Annotated in this window: 20 protein-coding genes; 9 read left to right on the plus strand and 11 right to left on the minus strand. The window is 69.0% G+C overall.

Features of this window, described 5'->3' with window-relative positions; translation table 11 throughout:
- The 4 genes from FCI23_RS62440 to FCI23_RS25130 form a co-directional block, all read right to left on the minus strand.
- On the minus strand, window positions 1-212 hold a 212-nt coding region (locus FCI23_RS62440; protein ID WP_265737769.1), incomplete at its 3' end, for an SPFH domain-containing protein.
- Between the two features lie 31 nt (window positions 213-243).
- Complete coding sequence (locus FCI23_RS25120; RefSeq protein WP_136726203.1) at window positions 244-636, minus strand: PIN domain-containing protein; 393 nt, start codon at window positions 634-636, stop codon at window positions 244-246.
- Complete coding sequence (locus FCI23_RS25125; RefSeq protein ID WP_246143971.1) at window positions 633-821, minus strand: hypothetical protein; 189 nt, start codon at window positions 819-821, stop codon at window positions 633-635. The genes FCI23_RS25120 and FCI23_RS25125 overlap by 4 nt, the downstream gene beginning before the upstream one ends.
- A complete protein-coding gene (locus tag FCI23_RS25130; RefSeq protein WP_136726204.1) occupies window positions 781-1401 on the minus strand; it encodes a TetR/AcrR family transcriptional regulator in 621 nt (206 codons plus the stop codon). The genes FCI23_RS25125 and FCI23_RS25130 overlap by 41 nt, the downstream gene beginning before the upstream one ends.
- 147 nt (window positions 1402-1548) lie before the next feature.
- Between FCI23_RS25130 and FCI23_RS25135 the strand changes: the two genes are divergently transcribed.
- The 6 genes from FCI23_RS25135 (at window position 1549) to FCI23_RS25160 (ending at window position 7689) form a co-directional block, all read left to right on the plus strand.
- Window positions 1549-2598 (plus strand): aldo/keto reductase, encoded by a 1050-nt coding sequence (locus FCI23_RS25135; RefSeq protein ID WP_136726205.1) that lies wholly within the window; start codon window positions 1549-1551, stop codon window positions 2596-2598.
- A gap of 259 nt (window positions 2599-2857) precedes the next feature.
- Window positions 2858-3319, plus strand: a complete 462-nt coding sequence (locus tag FCI23_RS64620; RefSeq protein ID WP_456318834.1) for a zinc finger domain-containing protein — start codon at window positions 2858-2860, stop codon at window positions 3317-3319.
- A 229-nt stretch (window positions 3320-3548) separates the two neighbouring features.
- Window positions 3549-6146: an ATP-binding protein gene (locus FCI23_RS25145; protein WP_136726206.1), complete on the plus strand. Its 2598-nt coding sequence runs from the start codon at window positions 3549-3551 to the stop codon at window positions 6144-6146.
- Window positions 6143-6619, plus strand: a complete 477-nt coding sequence (locus tag FCI23_RS25150) for a roadblock/LC7 domain-containing protein (RefSeq protein WP_136726207.1) — start codon at window positions 6143-6145, stop codon at window positions 6617-6619. The genes FCI23_RS25145 and FCI23_RS25150 overlap by 4 nt, the downstream gene beginning before the upstream one ends.
- Before the next feature lie 42 nt (window positions 6620-6661).
- Window positions 6662-7093, plus strand: a complete 432-nt coding sequence (locus FCI23_RS25155; RefSeq protein ID WP_136726208.1) for a DUF742 domain-containing protein — start codon at window positions 6662-6664, stop codon at window positions 7091-7093.
- Window positions 7090-7689 (plus strand): GTP-binding protein, encoded by a 600-nt coding sequence (locus FCI23_RS25160; protein ID WP_136726209.1) that lies wholly within the window; start codon window positions 7090-7092, stop codon window positions 7687-7689. The genes FCI23_RS25155 and FCI23_RS25160 overlap by 4 nt, the downstream gene beginning before the upstream one ends.
- Window positions 7690-7859: 170 nt before the next feature.
- Here FCI23_RS25160 and FCI23_RS25165 read toward each other — a convergent pair whose 3' ends face one another.
- The 5 genes from FCI23_RS25165 to FCI23_RS25185 all read right to left on the minus strand — a co-directional run bounded on the left by FCI23_RS25165 (window position 7860) and on the right by FCI23_RS25185 (window position 16110).
- Window positions 7860-8126: a hypothetical protein gene (locus FCI23_RS25165; RefSeq protein ID WP_246143972.1), complete on the minus strand. Its 267-nt coding sequence runs from the start codon at window positions 8124-8126 to the stop codon at window positions 7860-7862.
- A 138-nt stretch (window positions 8127-8264) separates the two neighbouring features.
- Window positions 8265-9158, minus strand: a complete 894-nt coding sequence (locus tag FCI23_RS25170) for a beta/alpha barrel domain-containing protein (protein ID WP_211265469.1) — start codon at window positions 9156-9158, stop codon at window positions 8265-8267.
- Between the two features lie 747 nt (window positions 9159-9905).
- Window positions 9906-13907, minus strand: coding sequence for an SDR family NAD(P)-dependent oxidoreductase (locus FCI23_RS25175; RefSeq protein WP_136726210.1), 4002 nt, complete (start codon window positions 13905-13907; stop codon window positions 9906-9908).
- Between the two features lie 429 nt (window positions 13908-14336).
- A complete protein-coding gene (locus FCI23_RS25180; protein WP_136726211.1) occupies window positions 14337-15344 on the minus strand; it encodes a hypothetical protein in 1008 nt (335 codons plus the stop codon).
- A gap of 13 nt (window positions 15345-15357) precedes the next feature.
- A complete protein-coding gene (locus FCI23_RS25185) occupies window positions 15358-16110 on the minus strand; it encodes a CHAP domain-containing protein (RefSeq protein WP_136726212.1) in 753 nt (250 codons plus the stop codon).
- A 346-nt stretch (window positions 16111-16456) separates the two neighbouring features.
- Here FCI23_RS25185 and FCI23_RS25190 point away from each other — a divergent pair, with 346 nt between their 5' ends.
- From FCI23_RS25190 to FCI23_RS25200, 3 genes are all read left to right on the plus strand, one after another.
- Entirely contained in the window at window positions 16457-17521 is a 1065-nt protein-coding gene (locus tag FCI23_RS25190; RefSeq protein ID WP_136726213.1) for an RICIN domain-containing protein, read from the plus strand.
- A 148-nt stretch (window positions 17522-17669) separates the two neighbouring features.
- Window positions 17670-18338, plus strand: a complete 669-nt coding sequence (locus FCI23_RS25195) for a response regulator (RefSeq protein ID WP_169316935.1) — start codon at window positions 17670-17672, stop codon at window positions 18336-18338.
- Between the two features lie 203 nt (window positions 18339-18541).
- Window positions 18542-19723 carry a sensor histidine kinase gene (locus FCI23_RS25200; RefSeq protein WP_136726215.1) on the plus strand — a complete coding sequence of 394 codons (1182 nt, stop codon included), beginning with the start codon at window positions 18542-18544 and terminating at the stop codon, window positions 19721-19723.
- Between the two features lie 105 nt (window positions 19724-19828).
- Here the strand turns inward: FCI23_RS25200 and FCI23_RS25205 are convergent, their stop codons facing one another.
- Both FCI23_RS25205 and FCI23_RS25210 read right to left on the minus strand, forming a co-directional pair.
- Complete coding sequence (locus FCI23_RS25205) at window positions 19829-20701, minus strand: carbohydrate ABC transporter permease (protein WP_136726216.1); 873 nt, start codon at window positions 20699-20701, stop codon at window positions 19829-19831.
- Window positions 20698-21672 (minus strand): carbohydrate ABC transporter permease, encoded by a 975-nt coding sequence (locus tag FCI23_RS25210; protein ID WP_136726217.1) that lies wholly within the window; start codon window positions 21670-21672, stop codon window positions 20698-20700. Before FCI23_RS25210 ends, FCI23_RS25205 begins: the two co-directional genes overlap by 4 nt.
- Window positions 21673-21703 lie beyond the last annotated feature (31 nt).

Genomic DNA, 21703 nt, shown 5'->3' on the forward strand with positions numbered 1-21703 from the left:
TCCTTCAGCTCGACCAGGGTGACCTGGACACCCCATTCGGCGGTCGCCACATCGAGGATCTCGCGGATGCCGAGGTTGATCCGGTCCGTCTCCGACAGCGTCTCGTCGAGCGTGTGCTGGCCCACGATCTTGCGCAGGGTCGTCTGGGCGATCTGGTTGATAGCGGCGTGGACGTTCTCGATCGCGATGACTGCTGTGTGGTGCGCCGCCAGGGACTGGAATCCCGAACCCGCTGCGTTCGGGTTACACGGTGCGCACGACGAGTGCGGGTTTGCTGTCCTGGGCGTTGACCAGGGTGTGGATGTCGTTCGGGTCGGAGGTCCAGATGATCGCGCCGAGCGTGGCTGCCATGATGACGACGGTGGCATCTACCGCGTCGGCGGTCGTGGCTTTGCCGCACAGGATGCCGGCGGCCTTGGCTGTCTCCAGGCCTACAGGCTCGATCCGGCAGCTGGCCAGGAACTTGCCCAGGCGGACCTGGCGGCGAGCGTCGCGCCAGGCCTGGCTGACCACGACGGCCGGGATGTGGATGTCGCGGCCGTCGTCCAGGGCGAGACTGTGGCGGGCCCACATGCGCCGGTCGTTGTTGTCGATGGCGATCAAGGCGCCGGCGTCGTGCAGATGGGGAATGCTCACGCGGCGTCGGCTCCCGCGCCGCCCAGGTACTCGGCGTCGGCGGTAGCCATCTCCGCACGGGCGGCGGCCAACTCCTCTGGGGTGAAGCCGCCGTGCTCCGCCTGCCACTCGCTCACTGCTGCCCGCCCGATACGTAGACGCAGCTCACGCTCGGCGGCGCCGGCGATCAGGCGCGACAGGGGCATGCCTGCCTCCCGGGCGGCGGGTGACGCCGTCCATCAGCAGGTCGAGCAGCCGCTCGGCCTGCACGCGCTGGTGGACAGCCCCGGCTACGAGGGTGACACCCGCCAGGCTCATCAGGATGTCGGGTGAGGGCACGTCCCCCCGGATCACCCCCTGGGTGATCCCGGCGAGACGGAACTCCTCGATCGCGCCGGTCAGCTGCTCGCGCGTCTGCGAGCTCAGCTGCTCGTCGCTCTGCAGGAGAGTCTTGAGCGTGTCGGCCATACCGTGCTTGGCGGCGAGGTAGTCCAGCACCTGGGACATCCACGCCCGCAGGGCCCGGTCGGCGGGCAGCTCGCCGAGGAGGTCCGAAGTTTGGGCGGAGAGCCGGGCCGTCTCGTAGCGGTAGGTGGCGTCGACGAGCTGCTCGCGGGTCGGGAAGCGTCGGTACAAGGTGGCGATCCCGACGCCCGCGTCCTTCGCGATCTGCTTCAGGGTCGCGGCGGCGCCGTCCCGGGCGAAGGCCAGGGCGGCCGCGGCGAGCAGTTTGTCTTCGTTGGCCCGTGCGTCGGCCCGGATTGGTCGGCCGGACGGATCAGGCATGCGGTTCTTCCTCTCGACTTGCCATGTGGAGTCGGTTCCGTTTAGCGTGACGACTAAGCGGACCCTGCTCCGCTTATTGGGGACGGTAGCAGGTTGCTGTCGGCCGTTCCATCGCACCGCCGCGATCACAGAAGGGCCGCCCACGCCATGCAGTACCGCACGCTGGGTAGTACAGGAGTCCACGTCAGCTCGCTGTGCCTGGGCGCAATGATGTTCGGGAAGTGGGGAAACCCCGATCATGACGACTCGATCGGCATCATCCGCACGGCGCTCGACGCGGGCGTCAACATCATCGACACAGCCGACGTGTATTCGGGCGGCGAGTCCGAACTCATCGTCGGGAAGGCGATCGCCAAACGGCGCGACGATGTCGTCCTGGCGACCAAGGTGTCGAGCCCAATGGGCCCCGGCCTCAACGAGCGCGGCGCCTCGCGACGCTGGATCGTCCGGGCCTGCGAGGAGAGCCTGCGCCGCCTGGGCACCGATTACATCGACCTGTACCAGGTGCACCGGCCCGATGCCGCGACCGACCTCGACGAGACCTTGGGCGCGCTCTCCGATCTCGTCCGCGCAGGCAAGATCCGCTACGTGGGGTCCTCGACTTTCTCCCCCTCGACGATCGTGCAGGCGCAGTGGACCGCCGAGCGGCGGCAGCGCGAGCGCTTCGTCTGCGAACAGCCGCCATACTCCCTCCTGGTCCGGGGCGTCGAGGCCGAGGTGCTGCCCACCTGCGAGAGGTACCGGATGGGGGTACTCGCCTGGAGTCCGCTGGCCGGGGGCTGGCTGTCCGGCCGCTGGCGCCGCGACGCAGCCGACCTGTCCAGCCACCGCACACGGACGATGCCCTTCCGCACCACGTCCGCCCACTACGACTTGGACGTACCGGGCAACCAGGCCAAGCTCGACGCCGCCACCGAACTCGCCGGCATCGCCGACGAAGCGGGCCTGACACTGATCCAGCTGGCGCTGGCGTTCGTCACCACGCACCCCGCAGTCACTGCGGCGATTATCGGCCCCCGCACCGCCGGGCATCTGCACGACCAGCTGAGCGCCGCGGACATCATCCTGGAACCCGCCGTGCTGGACCGCATCGACCGCATCGTGGCGCCCGGCACCAACCTCAACCCCGACGACGCGGGCTACAGCGCGGCCGTCCTGGCCGACCCGAAGCGCCGCCGCCGCGCCGTCGTTCAGTGAACCGGGCGGGCCGTCTCGCAGCCGCACACGCCGGGGTCGGGGGCCGCCCAGGCGGCCCCCGACCGATCGGTGAGGAGCTGAAACACCCCACCGCTGTTCCATGGGTGGTCGCCTGTGAAACACCGTCACGACCGCGGACCACTCAGGGCTTTTCATGTTTCATGAGTTGTTGCAAACGGCTGGACGGCTGAAACACCCTCATGAACAGTCGGGGCTCGTGAGCGACGGCTTCAAGCGCGTGGAATCGCACGCCTGCCCGATGTCCACCTGCGCCGCCCCTGCGGGTTCGCCGTGCCGGACCGGCAAGGGCAAGGTGGCCATCCAGTACCACACCGCCCGCTTCCGCCTCGTGCCCCAACTCGCCAAGGCCCTCAACGTGCCGACCCCCGCCGTACCCCAACCCCGCTCGGTCTGGACCGAGCTGCCCAGGCCGGTGAACGCGGGCGCCGAGCCAGCCGGACACGTACGCCTCGGATACTGCCGCGCCTCGACCGCACGGCAGTCCCTGCGCGCCCGGGCTTCGATCGACCATCCGCCGGCAACCAACCGCCACGGCGAAGCGGTCGCAGGTCGGTTCGGCCTGATCCCCGCGCTGGATCGCCCCCGCCTCCAGATAAGTCAAGACCGTTCCGGTCACCGATTGGCATCGGTTCCTCCCAGTCGGCCATTGCCAGAGGCAGATGGGGAAATTGACGCAGATGTTAGGCGACGGGGGCATTGATGTTTCAGAAAGAAGCGGTAGTCTCCGGGCAGTTGGCTCAGTGATCGACACAATGCGGTCGGTCAGTCTGTCTTGATCCGCTTCGTTCCGGAATCAGCCTCAATCGGATACCAAGTGCCTGGTCAAGAATGTCGGCGGCGTCCCCCTACGGCCGGTTCACGGCTTCCGGTTGGCCCGCTCGGCTGCCGGGGCGTCCTGATGCCGAGAAGAAGCAACACAGGAGGGCTTGGTGTCCGTGGACGAGGTGAACGGGCCCGCGCGGCCGGCCCCGGCGCAGCGCGACCGGCGCGGCTGGCGGGGCATAACCGACCGATGGCCGTTCCGGCTCAAGCTCAACGTGCTGGTCGGCGTGCCGTTGGTGGTGATCTGCCTGCTGATGGCCGATGTGATCAGCGGCCTGGTGGGGCAGGCCCAGGACGCAGCCGCGGACGCCCAGTTGGTCCGCGACAGCCGGCCGGTCGCCGAGCTCGTCGACCGGCTGCAGAGCGAGCATCAGCAGGCGCTGCTGCTGTCAGTTCGGTACGAGGCCGGCACCTCCGGCAAGCGCCCCTCGCTCACGGCCTACCAGAAGGCCCAGGCCGCAGTGGACGTCCAGGTCGTCACGGTCCGTGAGAGCTTCGGCGCCCGCCTGTCCACCAACGAGGCGCTGGCCCTCAAGAAGATCGGCGGCCTGAGCGGCCTGCGGGCCACCGTCGAGCAGAGCTACCTGCCCACCGCCAAGATCGACCAGGCGTACCTCTCGCCCGTGGACGGCCTGATCGACGGCCTCGGCCTCGTCCACAACATGCACGACACCATCACCGCCATCCAGCTGGATTCGCTGCTGCACGCAGCAGCCTCCTACCGATCCTTCGAGACCGCGGTGTTCTCCGCGCAGACCGGCGACGCCAACGCGCTGACCGAGTTCGTCAACGCGGTCGGCGACAACGAGCTCTTCACCTACCAGACCGCCCGCTTCGGCCGGTTCTCCACCGACGCGCAGAGCACCGAACTCGCCAGAGTCCAGCAGACCCCCGTGTGGAACACCATCTTGTCGCAGTACGCGGGGCTGCAGGTGGACCCCAGCGCTCTGCGGGTCCAGGGGCCGGAACAGATACGGAAGGCGTTCACCAAGGCCCTGCGGTCGTACCCGGACTACCAGGCACAGGCGCAGAACCGGCTGGTAATCACCGGCTCACTGATCGGTCAGATCGCCGGCCACGTCGACCGGGCGTCCAGCAACGCTTGGTGGCACGCCGCCTGGCTGCTCGTCAGCGTGCTGCTGGCGTTCGCCCTCTGGCTGGCCTTCTCGGTGGTCATCCGCCGCTCGGTGGTCCGCCCGGTGCAGGCCCTCACCGCCGCCGCCACCCAGGTGGCCGAGGTCGCCGGCGAGGAACTCGCCAGGGTGGCCGACGACGACACCGACGACGCGAGCCCACCCCGGCTGCGCAAGGTGCCGGTCACGGCACGCGACGAGATCGGTGACCTCGCGGACGCCTTCAACCGGGTTCAGACCGCCGCCGCCGCGCTGCTCGAACGCCAGGTGCTCAGCCGCCGCAACGTGGCCGAGATGTTCGGCAACGTCGGCCGCCGGGTGAGCAATCTGACCGCCCGCCAGCTCACCCTGATCGACGCCGTCGAGCGCGGCGAGACCAACCCCGACCTGCTCAACCGCCTCTACCGCATCGACCACCTCGCGGTACGCCTGCAGCGCAACGCGGACAGCCTGATGCTGCTGGCCGGCGTCCGCGAGACAGGCCTGGACGCCGGCCCCACCACGCTCACCAACGTCGTACGGGCCGCGCTCGGGCAGATCGAGGACTACCAGCGGGTCTCCCTGGACGGCGACAGGGATGTCACGGTGGCTCCCGACATCATCGCTGACCTGACCTTGATGATCGCCGAGCTCCTGGAGAATGGGGTGGCGTTCTCCCCGGCCCACAGCCCCGTCGAGGTGGTGGTGAGCAGCGGGGCCGAGGGCGCCCTGATCGAAATCAGCGACCACGGGCTGGGCATGAGCGAGGAACGGCTCGCCGAGGAGAACTCCCGGCTGATCCGCCGCGAACGCCTCGATCTGGCGCCCACCAAGGTGCTCGGCCTGTTCGTCGTCGGCAGCCTGGCCCGCCGCTGGGGTGTCCGCGTCACCCTGAGCCGTACACCGGGCGGCGGTGTCACCAGCCGGGTGGCGATCCCCTCGGTCCTGCTGCTCCTGATGAGCGCCTTCACGGAAGACATCGGCCCGGCACACGACACCGACCGTCCCGGCGCTCGGGACGCCGATGCCAGGGCCGCGCTGCCGCAGCTGTCGTCGGCGGACCGCCGTCCGCAGGCGCCCGCGCTCCTCGCGTCGGCGCTCCCGCAGGCTCGCGCCGCGCTGCCGCCCGCGGACGCCGACGACCATCGGCGTCCTGAAGCGGCTCCGCTGCCGCAGCGCGTCCCCCAGCGGCAACATCCCTCGGCTGCCCCCGCGGCCGGTGCCTCCCAACCCGGTGCCTCCCAACCCGCGGCCTCCCAACCCGCGGCCTCCCAACCCGCGGCCTCCCAACTCGCGGCCCCCCAACCCGCGGCCGCCGAACCTGCCGCCCAGCACTCCGCCGGTGAACCGGAGGACGGCGGGTCGCGTCCGCTGCACCGCCGGGTGCGTGGAGCCACGCTCCACGCGACGCTGGGCGAGACCCGAGGACGCGGGGCACGCGAGGCGCCTCGCATCGTCGACGCGGAGGCGGTCCGCTCGGAACTCGACGAGTTCGAAGCTGCTGTGGCACGCGCGCACCGCGACAGCGCCGACGCCACGGCCCCCACCACCGCCCAGCACCAAGCAGGGCTTCCGGAAGGAGCGGAGCAGTGAAAACGCCGACAAGTGACACCTCGACCGAGCAGGCCACGCCCGGCGATCTGCGGGTTGCCGCAGCCGACTTCACCTGGCTGCTGAGCCGCTTCGCCACCGAGACCGCGGGGGTGGTGGACGCTATCGCCGTGTCCTCCGACGGACTGTTGATCGCGGTCTCGCAGCTACGTGACAGCTCGGACTCCGACCGGCTCGCTGCCATCGTCTCCGGCATGACCAGCCTGGCGGCCGGCGTCGCGGGCAACTACGGTCTCGGTGGTCTCAACAGGGTGATCATCGATCTGGAGGAGGGACATGTCCTGGTCTCCGCGATCGGCAGCGGCGCCGTGCTCGGTGTGGTCACCTCCAAGGAGGCCAAGCTGGGCAACATCGCGTACGAGATGACCGTCTTCGCCAACCGGGCCGGCGCCGCGCTGAGCCCACAGCTCGTCCTCGAACTGAAGAACAACGTCGGTTCCAGATCCGCCGAGTGACCGGTACCGGGGAGGATTCCGGGGTTAGGGGAAGGAGGGCCCATGACGGCCGGCGACACGCAAGCCGACGGGGACGCCGTCTCGGGCCTGGCCGCAGACCCGGTCGGGCGCGCCCCCGCCGTGCGGCCGTTCCTGGTCACCGCGGGCCGGGTGGCAGGCACCAGGGCCGGCACGCCGATGCCCCTGGAGACCCAGGTCGTATCGACCGCGGCGGGCATCGTGGGCATGGAACGGCTGGCCTTCGAGCGGCGCGACATTGTCGCCCTGTGCCGGCATCCGCAGTCGCTCGCGGAGGTCGCGGCCCGGCTGCGGCTGCATCTGAACGTGGTCCGCGTCCTGGCCGAGGACCTGGAGTCCACCGGCGACCTGTCGGTGTACGTACCCAGGCCCGAGGCGGCCAACGACCTCTCTGTACTGCGCAGGGTTATCGATGGTCTGCGGACCATCCCCGACTTCCGGGAGACAACTCCGTGACACCAATCGAGACCGCGGCCCGCGGCCGCGACCAGCGGTCCGCCAACCGGCCGCCGCTGCCGGTCAAGCTGGTCATCGCGGGCGGCTTCGGGGTGGGCAAGACCACGACCGTCGGCTCCATCTCCGAGATCGACCCGCTGACCACCGAAGCGGCCATCACCGAGGTCGCGGCGGGCGTGGACGACCTCAGCCTCACGCCACGCAAGACGACCACCACGGTCGCCATGGACTTCGGCTGTATCACCATCGACCCGACCCTGAAGCTCTACCTGTTCGGCACGCCCGGCCAGGAGCGGTTCGGCTTCATGTGGGACGACTTGGTCGAGGGGGCGCTCGGCGGGCTCGTCATCGTCGACACCCGGCGGCTGGACGACTGCTACGCCGCGGTCGACTACTTCGAGCACAAGCAGATCCCGTTCGTCGTCGCGGTCAACGCCTTCGACGGCAAGGTCGAGCACGACCTGGACCAGATCCGCTGGGCGCTCGACGTCGCCGACCAGGTCCCGCTGGTCACCTTCGACGCCCGTCGGCGCGGCTCGGTACGCGACGCGCTGCTGGCCGTCCTGGAACTGGCGCTGGAGCGGGCCGAGGGCTGACGACTGCCACAGACCGAGAACCGAGAACCGCAGTAAACAAGCTCGGAAAGCCACAGAACCAAACGCCCACTTGGGGGCCCTAGGGGTCCGTCTGTTCCCAGGCGTCGCCCCAGTCCGCGACGCGGGCGGCTGTCGCCCGATTCGGCCGACCTGCCGAAACCGACCGGCGGCTAACGGTGAACGTGCTGGTGAGGCTGATCGAATCGGCCCTCACCGCGGACCGGGCGACAGAGTCCCACACGGTGCAGCGGTGCCGCCAGAAAGGCCCGATCGCTCGGGCTGAACCGCACTTTCTCCTTGCCGAGTTGACGCTCCAGCGCCGTGATCTGATGGCGCAGGGCAAGGATCTCCACATCCTTCTCCCGATCACTCATCGGCATCAGGCGCAGCTTCGCGAACGCGTTCGTTACGCCCAGGTAAGCCAGTCGCAGCAGCACGGTCGATCATCATGCCGCAGTGACCGCCAGCCGCGCGAGAGCACCGGATCGAGCAACCGCGGTCGACATCCCCAAACCCGGCACACCCACTCCCACCAGGGCGGATGAGGTATTCGGCAAGGGCACCGTCAGCATTGACTACCGTGAGCACGGCAGGCGGTAGAAGGCGCAGGCCGGCGGAATGGTCGCGCCGCTGAAAGGCGGCTGGGATACGCGGCTGTGGAAGGCGGCGCCCTGCAGCAGGTGGTGGGCGACATCGGCGACCCGGCGGTGGGCGGGATCCCGCAGCTCCGACCCGGCGACCCATTCGTTGAATGCCCCCATCGCCGGGCCGCACCACACCTGGAAGTCGCCCGAGCGCCCCTGATCACCGCTTACCGCCCAGCGGGAGGACTGGCCGAGGTACCAGCGGAAGAGCAGCGCCATCCGGTGCCGTTGGTCGTGTTCGGCGCGAGCGAGCTGGTCAGGGTGGTGCCGAGCGAGATACTCGGCCGTCTCCTGCCAGACCTCTGCTACCGGCCTCTGGAGGATCTTCCGCTCCAGGCGCTCGCGGTCGGCTGCTGACAGATCGTCAAGACCGTGGTGGCTGCGGTACAGCTCGTGCAGCCGCCGTGCCCGCCCGGGGAAGAGGGTTCCGCGCCGCAGGACTTGGACCTCGGCACCGGCTTCGAACATGTCGGCGGCGGGCGCCATCGCGTAGTCGCCGTGCCCGGCTGCGGCGAGCAGGGCCTTGACCTCGGGCGAGGTGCCCGCCTCCAAGCAGGACTGGTTGACCGAGCCGGTGACGATGTACGCGGCGCCCAGGTTGAAGGCGGCGAGTGCGGCCTGCGGGGTGCCGATGCCCCCGGCCGCGCCGACCCTGACCGGCACCGGGTAGCGGTGGGCCCGGGCGATCCGGTCGCGCAGGGCGAGCATCGACGGCATTGCGGTGATGAGGGGCTGACGGTCCGTGTGGCCCGCCGAGTCGGCCTCGACGGTCAGGTCGTCGGCCATCGGGGCGCGTGCGGCCAGCTCGCTCTGCTCGGCGCTCACCAGCCCGCGGTCCAGCAGCTCGCGGACGATGGCCTCCGGAGCCGGCCGCAGGAACAGCTCGGTGGGCCACCAGGCGGCCTCCGGCGAGCACCCGGACGTCGGCGACCGCGTGGGGGCGGGGCACCAGCGCCAGCTCGGCCACGTCGATCTCGTAGCGCAGCGTGCCGTCGAGGGCAGTCGGGTCCAGTATCTCGATCTGCGAAGCGCAGCCGTCCCAGGGCTGGAAGCGGCTGTCCGGCATGCACAGGTGCAGGCCGCGCTGGAGGACGTAGATTTGCAGGGCTCCGAACGCGGCCTCGTACAGCAGAGCGGCCGGGTCGGCAGCACGGCGGCCGTCGTGCTGCCGACGGCTGTCGTGATCCCGGAGGGAGACGGACGTCACCAGCCGGCCCTGGGCGAAGCAGCCGCCCGGAGGAGGGAATCAGCACGGGCGTGGCCGCGGGGGACGGCCGCGCGCTCGACCGACCGCGCATCAGCAACCATCGCTCGATGTCACCGTGGGCCGCGAGCACCGCGTTGTGGGCCTGCCACACCTGCTCGGCGATGTCGCGGGCGAGGGTCGCTCCGGGGAGCACGACGGCCGGCGCCTCGCCGGCAACGAGGGCGGCGGAAGGCACCGGGGCCCCGGTGCCTGGCCCTGCCCCGGTGCCCGCGAGAACCCCCGGCGGTGCGAACGGCTCACCTTCGAAGCCAAGTTCGTCGCACCCGACGTCAGCGGCCCCGAGTACCTCGGACCCAGTACTGGACTCAGGCATGCCAGACTCCCGGTAGGAAGCCGACCCTCTTCGTCAACTCCGGCGAGACGACCACCATGGTGATCTCGTTCCACCGTTGCAGGACTCGCCCATCGGGAGTGCACGCGGTGGCCGTGACCAGCAGATGGAAGGGGCTCTCGCTGACCGACTCGGCGATCATCAGGAACGGCGAGTCGTCGGGCAGGGGCTCGAAGAGCTCGATGCGGGCCGCGGCCATTGGCAGGCACAGCTCACCGAAATGCTGTCGTCCGACCAGGGCTGCGGACTGCAGCAGCACGTCTGCCAGGCCCGCGCTGTACAGCGCGCCGGAGAAGGCGCCGAGAGCGAAAGCGGGGTCCGCCATCCTGGCCGCGATCACCATGCGGCCGTCCTCCTCCTTGAGCACCGGGCCCAGACCGCGCAGGGCGGGGCCGTGGAAGAGGAAGTCCCGGTAGGCCTCGTGGGTCTGTGGATCGAACGGTGGTACTTCCGCGGGCGGCAGGTCGAGGCGGGAAGCGCGGGGAGCCTCCGCCGCGAGCGTGAACCTCCCCTGATACCGCGGCGTGCGCCGGCCGTCGTCGTCCTCACTGTGGATCGCCACCGTGACCGGCGAGGCCGCTCCCTCGCCGGGCTGCGCCGTCAGCAGGAACCGGTCCCTCTGCGAGCCGTTGAAGAGCAGACCCTTGCTGACCCGGAAATCGTGGCACTCGACGACCGGCTGCCCGCCGCGTGCCCCTTCGAGGACGCGCACGCACCAGCCGACCGCTCCGGTGATGGGCAGGACCGGGGTGCCGTGAATACGGTGGTGGTCGAGAAGCGGCTGCTCGTCCAGGCCTGCCAGGTGCCGTTCGACGACTGCACCGCCGGCGGGGAGCGGGTCGCGCCGCCGGTACACCGGCTCGACCGGGCCGATCACCGTCACCAGATCCTCGGCATGCTTGGGGCTCATCTGCTCGGTGAAGAAACCGGTGCCGGTCTGACGGGTCAGCAGCGGGACACCGTGCTGGATGAACATTTCCTGGACAGCGGGGGTCGCCATGCCACCCGTCCACGGCCCCCAGGCCAGGGCGCCCACGCGGCATTGCGGATGACGGGCCTTCCAGGCGCAGGCGAACCGGTTCAGCGCCTCGTTGGCCGTCGCGTAGTCGGTCTGCCGGGCATTGCCGTGGACCCCGGAAACGGAGGTGAAGACAACCAGATGGCGCAGCCGTTGTGGGTCGAGAACCGTGAGAACGTTGTCCAGACCGGTCAGCTTGGCCGACAGTACCCGTGCGATGTCGTCGGCGTCCTTGTCCGCCAGGAACTGGTCGGCCAGCACGCCCGCGCCGTGGACGACGCCGGTGACGCGGTCTGCGTATGGCGCCAGTGCGGTGCGTACCGCCTCCGCGTCACCGATGTCCGCCGCCAGGTACTCCACGTCGACTCCGGCGGCGCGCAGTTCCTCCAATGTCGCGCGGATCTCCCGGCACTGGGCGCTCTCGCTCTTCTCGCCGGTCAGCGGAGTGCGTCCGATCAGCAGATATCCGCACCGGGTCTGCTCGGCCAGCGCCCTGACGCACCAGGAGGTGATGCCGCGAGCGCCCCCGGTGACCACCAGCAGATCGTCCTTGTCCAGTTCGGCGGTGGCCACTTCCTCGGGCAGCCGGACCAGCCGCGCCGGTGCCTCGAGAAGGCAGGGTGTGCGGCGGCCGGCGCCGTCGTGACCTACCTCGCGCAGGTCCGTGGCGGCGTCGGTCAGTTCAGTGGCGAAGCGGTCGCCGAGTTCCTTCGTCGGCAGCTCGGGGGCGAAGTCCAGGGCGCGGCAGTACAGGTCGAGTGCTTCCAGCGCGAAGGCCTTGACCAGGCCGCCGAGTCCGCCGGACAGCGCGAGTGAGGCCTCGCCGCCGCAGCCGTAGTACCCCAGCGCTCCGTCGAGTTGGGTGACGGTCACAAACCCGGCGCGGATGCCCGCGGCAGCTGCCGCGGGCAGCGGTTGCCGCAAGTGCTTGGCGACGAGGACGGCATGGGTCAGGCGGCGCACCACCTCTGAGGGGGCTGCGTCGCCAGTGCGGCTGAAAGGCAGGACGCACAGGCCCACTCGCGGCACAGAGGCGCTGATCTCGGCCACTCGCTGGGCGAGCGCATCCTCCGTCCAGTCCTCCAGCTGCCCTGTACAGTCCGCCTGCGCGTCGACGCCCGGCAGCAGCAGCCGGCACACCCGCCATCCGCGCCCGTCCAGTGCCTCGGCCAGCGAACGGGCCAGCTCTCCGCCGTCGTCGACCAGTACGGCGCACGGTTCGGCACAGTAGGCGTCGATAAGGATGTCCGGCCGGGGTAGATCGCGCAGCCCCACATGGCGGCGTCCGAGCGGCACCGGCTTGCCGAAGCTCAGGACCCGGCCCTGGCTGGAGAGCACCTGCGGCAGCATCTCGGCGAGGTCCCGGACGCTGCGTGCCCCGGCGAACCGGAAGATCTCGTCGCGGGAGAAGACCGGGTAGCGCTTCCACAGCTCGGCTGCGATCTCCACCTGCTTGAGCGAGTCGATGCCCAGCTCCATCTGCAGGTCCGCGTCCGGGTCGATCATGTCGACGGTGTAGCCGCTCTTCTCTGCCACGATGTCGATCATCACCTGCTCCATCTCCTCGCGGTCCAGCTTGGCGAGCGCGGCGCGCAGCTCGGGGTTCTGCGCCGCGGTCACATCCGTGTCGCGGAGCAGTTCGAGGGCGGACTGCGGGGTCGTCGGCGGATTCGGCGGTTCCTCGGGCGAGTTCGGATCGGGCCAGCTCGGATCGAGGGTGCTCGGATCGGGGGTGTTCGGACCCGGCGAGCCCGGGCCGGGCGTTCGCACCGTGTCACCGGAGGCGCCGGAATCCTCCTGCGGGTCCTGCCGAGTTACGCCGCCGGCTTCCACGGCGAACCGCGCCTCGGCCGGCAGGGAGTCGGCGGGCGGGGCGGTCGCACTGGTCGCACCGCCGTTGGCCCCGAGGCGCAGCAGGTCGCCGAGTACCTCGTTGGCCCGGATGTGGGCCTGTCCGAGCGCCAGGCTGTGGTCCCGGGCCGCGTTGGCTCCGGCCAGGACGGAGTCAGCCTGGCCGCTTCGGGCGCCCTCATGCAGCAGGTTCACCAGCTGCTCCGCGGTGCGCAGCTGGCCATCGAGGTAGCGGGTGTGCATCGCCAGGTGCGCGGCGGCCGCACGCGAGAGTGGGTCATCGTCTGCGCAGGCCGACGGTTCCAGGGACACCGATTGGGCGACTGCCTCCGCCCCGGCCGACGCCGCCGCCACCCGGTAGGGCTCGTTGAGCGTGCGCTGGTAGGCCTCGTTGCGCGCCAGTAGGGCGAAGTTCGGTCCGTCGAGCGTGCGGGCGACCTTGGACGGCGTGCCCGGCTCCTCCGCCCAGGGCGCGTCGTGGCGGTTGATGTCCCGGATAGGCAGGCCGAGGACGGCCAGGCGCACCGCGGCCGCCTTGAGGGTCAGCGCGCTGTCACCGCCGGTACCGATGTCGGTGGCAACGGCCTCGACCCCGCGGCCGTCGAGGGTGCGCCCGACGAACTGGGTCAGCACCTGCTTGGGCCCGAACTCGACGAAGATCCGGCAGCCGTCCGCGTACATTTCCTCCAGCCGGTCGCGGAAGTCCACGGGGTGGAGGATCTGCTCGGTCAGCACCCTCCGGTTCTCGGCCGGATCGCCGCCGTATTGAGCGCCAAGGGTGTCGGGGTAGACGGGGAAGGCCGGGGCGCCGAAGGGCACGTCGCCGAGGGCGGCGGCGAAGGCGTCCACGGCGTGGCTGACGAGCGGGGTGTGGAAAGCGGCGGCGACCGGGAGCCGCTGGGCGGAGATGCGCTGTGCTGCGCATGCTTCGACGAAGCGGTCGACGGCCGGGGTGGGTCCACCGACCACGCACTCCTCGGGAGTGTTCCGGGCGCAGACAGCCAGTTCGGGGAAGCCTGTCAAGACCGTCTCCACGGTGGCCGTCGGCGTGCGCACCGCGGCCATCGCACCGGTGTTACCCCCGTCCGCGCCGTGAGGCGGCGCCATGGCCGCGCCCCTGGCGTGGGCGATCGCCAGGAAGTCCGAGTCGTCGCCACCCCAACCTGATCTTGATTGGAGATCGGGAGGAAAGGGTGATCCAAGTGGAGGACTGGGCAGAGATCCGCAGGCTGCACCGGGCTGCAGGGCCGGTGCGAGTCCGGGCGCGGTGCTCGGCGGGAAGCAGCCGTCGGCGGCCGAGCCGGTCGTGGATCCCGGGCAGTGCCTCGGTGTCCTTGGTCGGCAGGGTGGTGGCCAGGTCGGTGATCAGGTTCACGCTGTCGTTGTCGCAGCTCTCGGTGACGTGGATTAGGCCCCATCCGGCCTTGACCGGGTACAAGCCGTGATCCTCGGCTATCGCTGCCGCCTCGTCGCCATCGCTGAGCAGCCCGGTAGCCCCTCGCGTGGTGCGCGCGAGGGGCTACCGATGATCGCTGATCAGTTCGACTGGTAGGAAAATTCGGACGCGAAGTACGGAGCCTGACCGGTCGCTGAGTAGAGCGCCTGCCACGACTGGAGCGGTGTGTAGTCCATACCCGAGCACGGGTCGCTGTGGTCCAGGCATGCCTGGTACTGAGACAGGGCCGCGGAGAACACAATCTTGCCGGCCGAGCCGTGCGCCCCGCCCCACGCGCTGATCGACGCCCACTCCTGCGCCATGGCGGCGTTGTAGATCTGAGGTGCCGCCAGGGCGGTCGGGTTCCCCCAAACCAGCTGGTACTCGTCCGCCTGGGTCCAGCCGTTGAGGCAGGATCCGTAGGGCGGGCAGCCGTCGGCGGAGCCGAAGTCGTAGTAGGCCTCGCCGGTCGAACCGAACCCGTTGGCCCAGGCCAGGGCGTATCCCGGCACCCCGTATCCGGGCTCGAAGTCGGCCGAGCCCAGGGTGCCGAGCTGGGTGGTGTAGCTCTTGGAGCTGATCCAGGAGTTCAGGTCCTTGACCATGTTGCCCCAGGCCACACCCAACGCCTGGGCGTTGCTGGAGTTGATGCCGCTACCGTGGTTGGTCACCCCGGGAGCCACGTTCATGAACGACTTGCTGCCCGCCACGGTGCAATCCCAGAACCCCTGCAGGTAGTTCTTGACGTTGGTCTCGATCGCTGCATTCGGGACGAACCCACCCAGGTAGCTGTCCCAGGCGCCGAATGTACCGGCGGCGTTCCAGCCCGGGTCGCCGAAGTTGAGCAGGACGAGCTCATCGTGCTGGCCCTGCGCATCAGAGGCCTTGCCCTGGTTGCAGCCCATTGTGTACATGTTCGAGGTGGTCACGTACCGCGAATAGGTCACCGGCGGAAAGGTGGCGGTGGCGGCCGTGGCCTTGGGGGTCGCCTTCCCTGTGGCGGACGTGTGGGCGCTGGCAACTCCACCCGTGGCCACCAGGGCGACCACACCGATACCCGCGAGGATTCTGCCAAGAGCCGCTGCGGCTTTGCTGCCGGGTATTCTCATGCTCATTCTCCCGCTAGAACTGCAGGTATCGGCTGGGGGCGCCGACCGAGATCCGCCGCGTGTTGTAGCGGTGGCCGGTGTAGCCGTTATAGCTGGACAGCCAGTTGTATTCCTCAACCTGGATGGTGCCGTCCCCGTAGACCTCGGAGACGTAGGCGACGTGCCCGCCGCTGCCGGCGCCGTTGACGTTGCCGTACCACTGCGCGATGTCGCCGACGTGCGGGGACGATTCGACCTTGGCGGCCGACCACGTGTTGGCGTTGCCGAGCCAGCTGGACGAGGAGACGTGGTGCAGCCCGTCGTTGCGCACGGCCCAGGCCGCGAACGAGGTGCATTCGCCCTCGTAGTAGCCGTATCCGTCCGCGATGTAGGTGGACGGGCCGACGCCCGGCCACGGGTACGCCGGATTGAGCTCGGACTGTGTGCCGGCGCAGTTCGGCAGATTGATGGAGAAGTTGTCGAGCGTGGGGGTGGTCGTGTAGTAGTCGCTGACGTATGAGCCGTTGGACAGCTTGTCCCAGACCCAGGTCGCGCCGTTGACGACGCTGCCGTTCGTCTGGCACGTGATGTCGATCGCCGCGCCCTCGGCGTAATGCCCGACGATCGAGGCGCTGGTGCTGGGCGCGGACCGGGCGTTGACGCCCGCGCCGCTGGTTCCGGTTATCTGGTAGGTCGTCGCGGAGGCGACCGGACCGACCAGCAACGCCGTGCCTATCGTTCCGATGACGACGACCGTACGCGCCTTGGCCCTCACATTCGCGAACATTTCAGTTTCACGTCCTTTCGGGAGTCAGTTTCCGGGAAACAACGGTGTCGGCTGCGAATTTCGCGAATCCCCGTCCCTATGGGCCATACTGTAGGGCGCATCGATTTCGTGATTCCACGTCGCAGAAAGCACTACAGACCACGACCGTCATGATTCCAGGCGATTGTCACGCAATTTGCTGACAGCGTGACGACGGCGCCGCGTGCCGTCGGACCGTGAGGTGGATTCCACCGACAACCGGGTGTCCTGTCATTGCAGGACACGACAGGGGTGCGGAACGGGGACAGGATGAGGGGTGGAAGGCGGCGCCGCGCCAGTGCGGGCCGTGGTCCCGGAGGTGGGAATCATGTCTCTCAGGAAGGCGCTTCGACGGTTCGTCAACCGTCTGGCCGCCCTGTCGGCCGCACTTGGTCTGGTACTCGGCGGCACGACGCTGATCGCCGCGACGCAGGCCCTGGCGCTGGGCCCCGGCGAGGTGTGCGCCTTCATTGAGCCGGACGGCGGCACTGTGCTGGGAAACAACTACGGCCACATCGGCTGGGGATTCCTGATCGCCGGCAGCAGCTCCTGGATATACGGCTCGACGGAGAATCCGAACGGCACGTACCAGATCGACGCCCCCGGCTTCAACGGCGCGTGGAAGCAGCAGGGCACGTGGACCGACATGATCAACGACTTCACGTTCCAGTACGACTACCCTTCGCACAGTAGGGACGTGCGGAGCAACTCGCCGTACCCGGCGCACCCATACACCCAGTACAAGTGCGAACTCACCTCGGGCAGTTCTGTCGGAGCCGCCACCAATGCCGCGGACAACAACATCACGGCCGGCTATACGGGCCTCGGCAACAACTGTTTGGACGCGGCCTATCGGGTCCTGAACGCCTACGGCGCACCGAGCCTCCCCTGGCCCTCCACCCACCCGCGCCCTTACCAGGACTGGTACAGCTCCCTGGACAGCAGCACCTGGAACATCACCGGCACGCTCGGCGAGACCTGGGTCAACCGCCACTCCGGACAACTGCTCGACGTCAGCGGGCCCAGCACCGCCGACGGTGCCCTCGTCCATCAGTGGACGTATACCGGCGCCGACAACCAGTGGTGGATCCGCCCTTGGCAGGCTGACGGCTACACCCGGCTGTTCAGCCGGTACAGCGGCAAGTGCCTGGGCGTTTCGGGCGGCAGCACGGCCGCTGGGGCCACCGTCGTGCAGTGGACCTGCAACGGCAATGCCGACCAGGAGTGGTACTTCCGGTGGACCGGCGCGAGCACTTCCGGCGGCTGGCCGATCTACAACATCGTGGACCGGAACTCGGGCCAGTGCCTGGGCATCACGGGCGGCAGCGCGGCGGTCGGCGCCCAGGCGGTCCAGTGGCCGTGCAACGGCAACCCGGACCAGGAGTGGTTCTGATTCCCGCACACCACGCCTGCTCGAGAGAGGCCGCGCGGACCACGGGGGTCGCGCGGCCCGCACATTTTGATCTGCCCCCGGAGAGACCTGGCGGCGACGCCGAGAATGAGCGAGGATGTGAGTGGTCATCACCTCACAGGAGTCTGATGTGATCGGGATCGCAATCGTCGACGATCATCCCATCGCGCTACGCGGCATCGACTATCTACTCGCAGACGTCGACGACATCAAAGTCGTCGCAGCGGCGGACTCGGTCGAGGAACTGCGTAGGCAGCTGGCCGATGCCCCGGATGGACCGACACCGGACGTGATCCTGCTCGACCTCTACCACGACGGCGACACCGCTTGCTTGGAGGCGATCGCCGAGCTCGCCACCTCGACGCGCGTGCTGGTGATCTCCGCGTCGGGGCGGCCCGAAGACGTCACGGGCGCCATCCGGGCCGGCGCGTGCGGGTACATCACCAAGAACACCCCGCTGGAGATGTTCCGCACCGCGATCTACACCGCCGCGGGAGGCGGCTTCTGGCTTTCCTCCAAGCTCGCCGACATCCTCTGCACGGAACTCAGCAACCACCGGCCGCCCCCCCAGGCGCCCAAGCCCTCTGACGGCGCGCAGCCGCTGGCTCCGCGCGAGGAGGAGACGCTCTCGCTGATCGCGCGGGGCTTCACGCATACTCAGGTGGCGACCCGGATGGGGATCAGCCGTGCGACCGTCGACACCTACGTCGAACGTATCCGTACCAAGCTCCAGCTGGGCAACAAAGCAGAACTCACCCGCGCCGCGTTGGCCCGTGCGGCCGAGCACGACCAGAGGTGAACGTCCGGGCAAATGGCGGCTCATCCGCCGCTGCGGAGACCGAGAGTGTCCTATTCCGGCATGCCGCGGAGCTGTTCCACACCGGCGGCATGCCGGAATCCCATTGCCGCTCCTCACGAGCGGATACGGGCGAAACTCCAGGTAGGCAACAAAGCAGAACTGACCCGGGCCGCGCTTGCCTACCTCTCCGACGGGACCGGTAAGTGACCGCGGAGGTCATCACCGAGGCGTCCACGGCTGCGGCCCGCGTCGAACGCGTAATTATGCGGGCCGCCATGTTCTTCCGAGTCAGCGGCCTGCTGCAGATCGCCGTAGTGGTGACACTCGCTGCCGGACGCTATCCCCACTTAGGGTGGACCTTTGCTCTGATCGCCGCGGTCATCGTCGAAAGCGCGATCCTCACCGAGGCATGCCGGCGGGCCGGCCGCCTACTTCCCGCCTGGACCACTGCCGACGTTCTGATGTGTGGCGCCGGGCTCTGGGCGGGTGCCGCCCTTACCGCCCCGACCGACGGACACACCTGGGTGCACTTCATGTACCCGTTCACCCTCATCACCTCGATCGGCATCGGGCTGTACTACAGACGTCTGCGCACCGTCATCTACATGACGCTGCTCCTGGCCGGAAGTTACGCCCTCTCCGCTCATGTGCTCCACCGGGATCCCCTCTGGAACGTCACCCCCAACTCCGCCAGCTACTTCGCCAATACCGTGGTGGCCTGGCTCGTCGCGCGCCAGCTCCGCAGCAGTGGCAAGGACGCCGACCGCAACCGTGCCCAGGCGGTCGCCCGAGCCGACGAGCTGGCCCAGGAACGTGAGCGGGCCAGACACGCACGACTGTTGCACGACCGAGTCCTGCAGAGCTTGGAAACCCTCGCCCGGGGGGACTGGCTGCCCGACGCCAATCTGCGCGCCCACTTGGCAGCGGAAGCATCCTGGCTGCGCGCTCTGGTCGAGGGCACACCCCTCGACCAACCCGATGACCTGCTAACGGCCCTGCAGACTGTGGTGCAGCGGTGGGCACGCACCGGACTGCGCGTCGACTTCAACAGCACCCAGTTGCACGATGCTCTCGACTGGCGCAAGAATCTGACGGTGTCGTTGGTGGAGGCCCTCGCGGACGCCACCGGGGAGGCGCTCGCCAATGTGGCCAAGCACGCCGGCGTCGACAGCGCGACCGTCAGGATCACCGTCACCGACCGTGAACTGATCGTCAGCATCCTTGACCATGGCCGAGGCTTCGACCAGACCACCGCTCGCCGCGGGATCGGCCTCGCCCAGTCCATCACCATGCGTATGAATGGCGTCGGCTGCCAGGCGCAGGTCAACAGCGCACCCGGAAACGGGACCTACGTCGAACTGTGCGTCCCCAGGACGGCATGTTAGATGAACCGCCGTGTGAAGCCGCCGCAGCGCTGCGCAACTGGGCCGGCCTCGTTCCCGATGACCCCGACCACGCTGCTGGCGCGTCTCAGCCGCCACCGACAACCACTACTTCAGGGCGCCCAGGGTGACCCCGGTGCGCCAGTACCGCTGCATCGCGACCATCACGACGGCCAGTGGGATGACGGACATCAGGGCGCCGGTGAGCACCAGGCTGGTCAGGTCGACGCCGGTCTCCAGGCGTCGGCCGCTCCAGTCGTACAGACCGAGCACCAGCGTCCACTTGGTCTCGCCGCGCAGCATCGTGAGGGGCAGGAAGAAGCTGTTCCAGGTGTTGACGAAGGCGAGCAGGAACACGGTCGCCGCGCCGGTGGTCATCATCCGCAGCACGATGCTGAAGAAGATACGCACCTCCCCGGCCCCGTCGATGCGGGCCGCCTCCAGCAGCTCCGGCGGGATCGAGGCCTCGGTGTAGACCTTGGCGAGATAGACGCTGAAGGGGTTGATGAAGGCGGGGATGAGGATCGCCCAGACCGTGTCCACCAGGCCGGCGCGCGAGAAGAGCAGATACATCGGCAGGGTGAGCAGGGCGGTGGGGATGAGGAAGGAGACGACGACCAGCCCGAAGGCGAGCCTGCGGCCGTGGAAGTCGAACCTGGCGAGCCCGTATCCGGCGGCAAGGGCGATCAGCGTGCCGCCCGCGGAGCCGACGCCCGCGTACAGCAGGGAGTTCGCGGTCCAGCGCAGGAAGATGCCGTGGTTGTAGTGGAAGAGCTGCTTCAGGTTCTGCCACAGGTGCATCCCGGAGAACCACAGGCCGTTGCTCTGGTAGAGCGCCGCCTGGTCCTTGGTTGCGGCCACGATCAGCCACCAGAGGGGGGCGACGGAGTAGAGCGTGAACAGGCACAGTGCCAGCAGGACCAGCCGGTTGGAACGGTCGGGCCGGACAGCCCGGACGGTGCGCGGGGACAGACCGGTCATGACGTGCTCCGGTTGGTGAAGCGGTAGAAGAGGTACGACAGCGCGCCGACGACCAGGGCGAGGAGCACCGAGAGGGCCGAGGCGTAGTTGTAGTTGCCGGAATTGAAGGCCTGGTCGTAGATCATCATGATCGGGCTGAAGTTCTGGGTGACGGTCTGCGGGGTGACGTGCCGGAAGAGTGCCGGCTCGTTGAAGATCTGCAGCATCTGGATGATCGACAGCATCCCGGTGAGGACCAGCGCCCCGCGAACCAAGGGGATCTTGATCGACCGCGCGATACGCACCTCTGACGCTCCGTCGACCCGGGCGGCCTCGAAGAGCTCCCGGGGCACCGACCGCAGCGAGGCGTAGATGATCAGCATGTTGTAGCCGATGCCGTGCCAGGTGAGCAGATTGCCGATGGACGGCCAGACCATCGAGGGGGCGAAGAAGTCCCATGCCCAGCCGAGCGACCTGCCGAGCGGGGTGAGCGGTCCGACGTCGGGGCTGTAGATGTTCACCCAGATCAGGGCGGCCACGATGCCCGGGATCATGTAGGGGACGAGCAGCGGCACCCGCATCCGGTTCGCGGCCCGGGGCCGCAGCGCGTCGAGCAGCAGGGCCATGGCGAGGCTGACGGCCAGCATCAGCGGTATCTGTACGCAGGCGAAGAGCAGCACCCGCCCCACAGCGCCGAGGAAGTCGGGGTCGCCGATGCCCCGGCTGAAGTTGCGCAGGCCCACGAACTTCAGGGTGCTGCCGCCCAGGCCGAGCCCTGAGGTCTGGACGAGGAACAGGCTCTGGTAGATCGCGTAGCCGAAGGGCAGCAGGAAGACGATCCCGAAACCCAGGAAGAAGGGGGCGGTGAAGGCCGCCCCCTTCCACGCCTGGAGCGAGTGGCCGTGCGGTGCGGACCACCGGGGCCGGAGCCGGCGCCCGGGAAGGTCTGGCGCGGCGCTGGTCTTCGCCGTGCGGTCGAGTTGGGTGAGCATGGACCGGGTGCTCCTTAGCGCGAACGTGCAG

Origin of the sequence: Actinacidiphila oryziradicis (assembly GCF_005047355.1) — a bacterium.
Lineage (GTDB): Bacteria > Actinomycetota > Actinomycetes > Streptomycetales > Streptomycetaceae > Actinacidiphila > Actinacidiphila oryziradicis.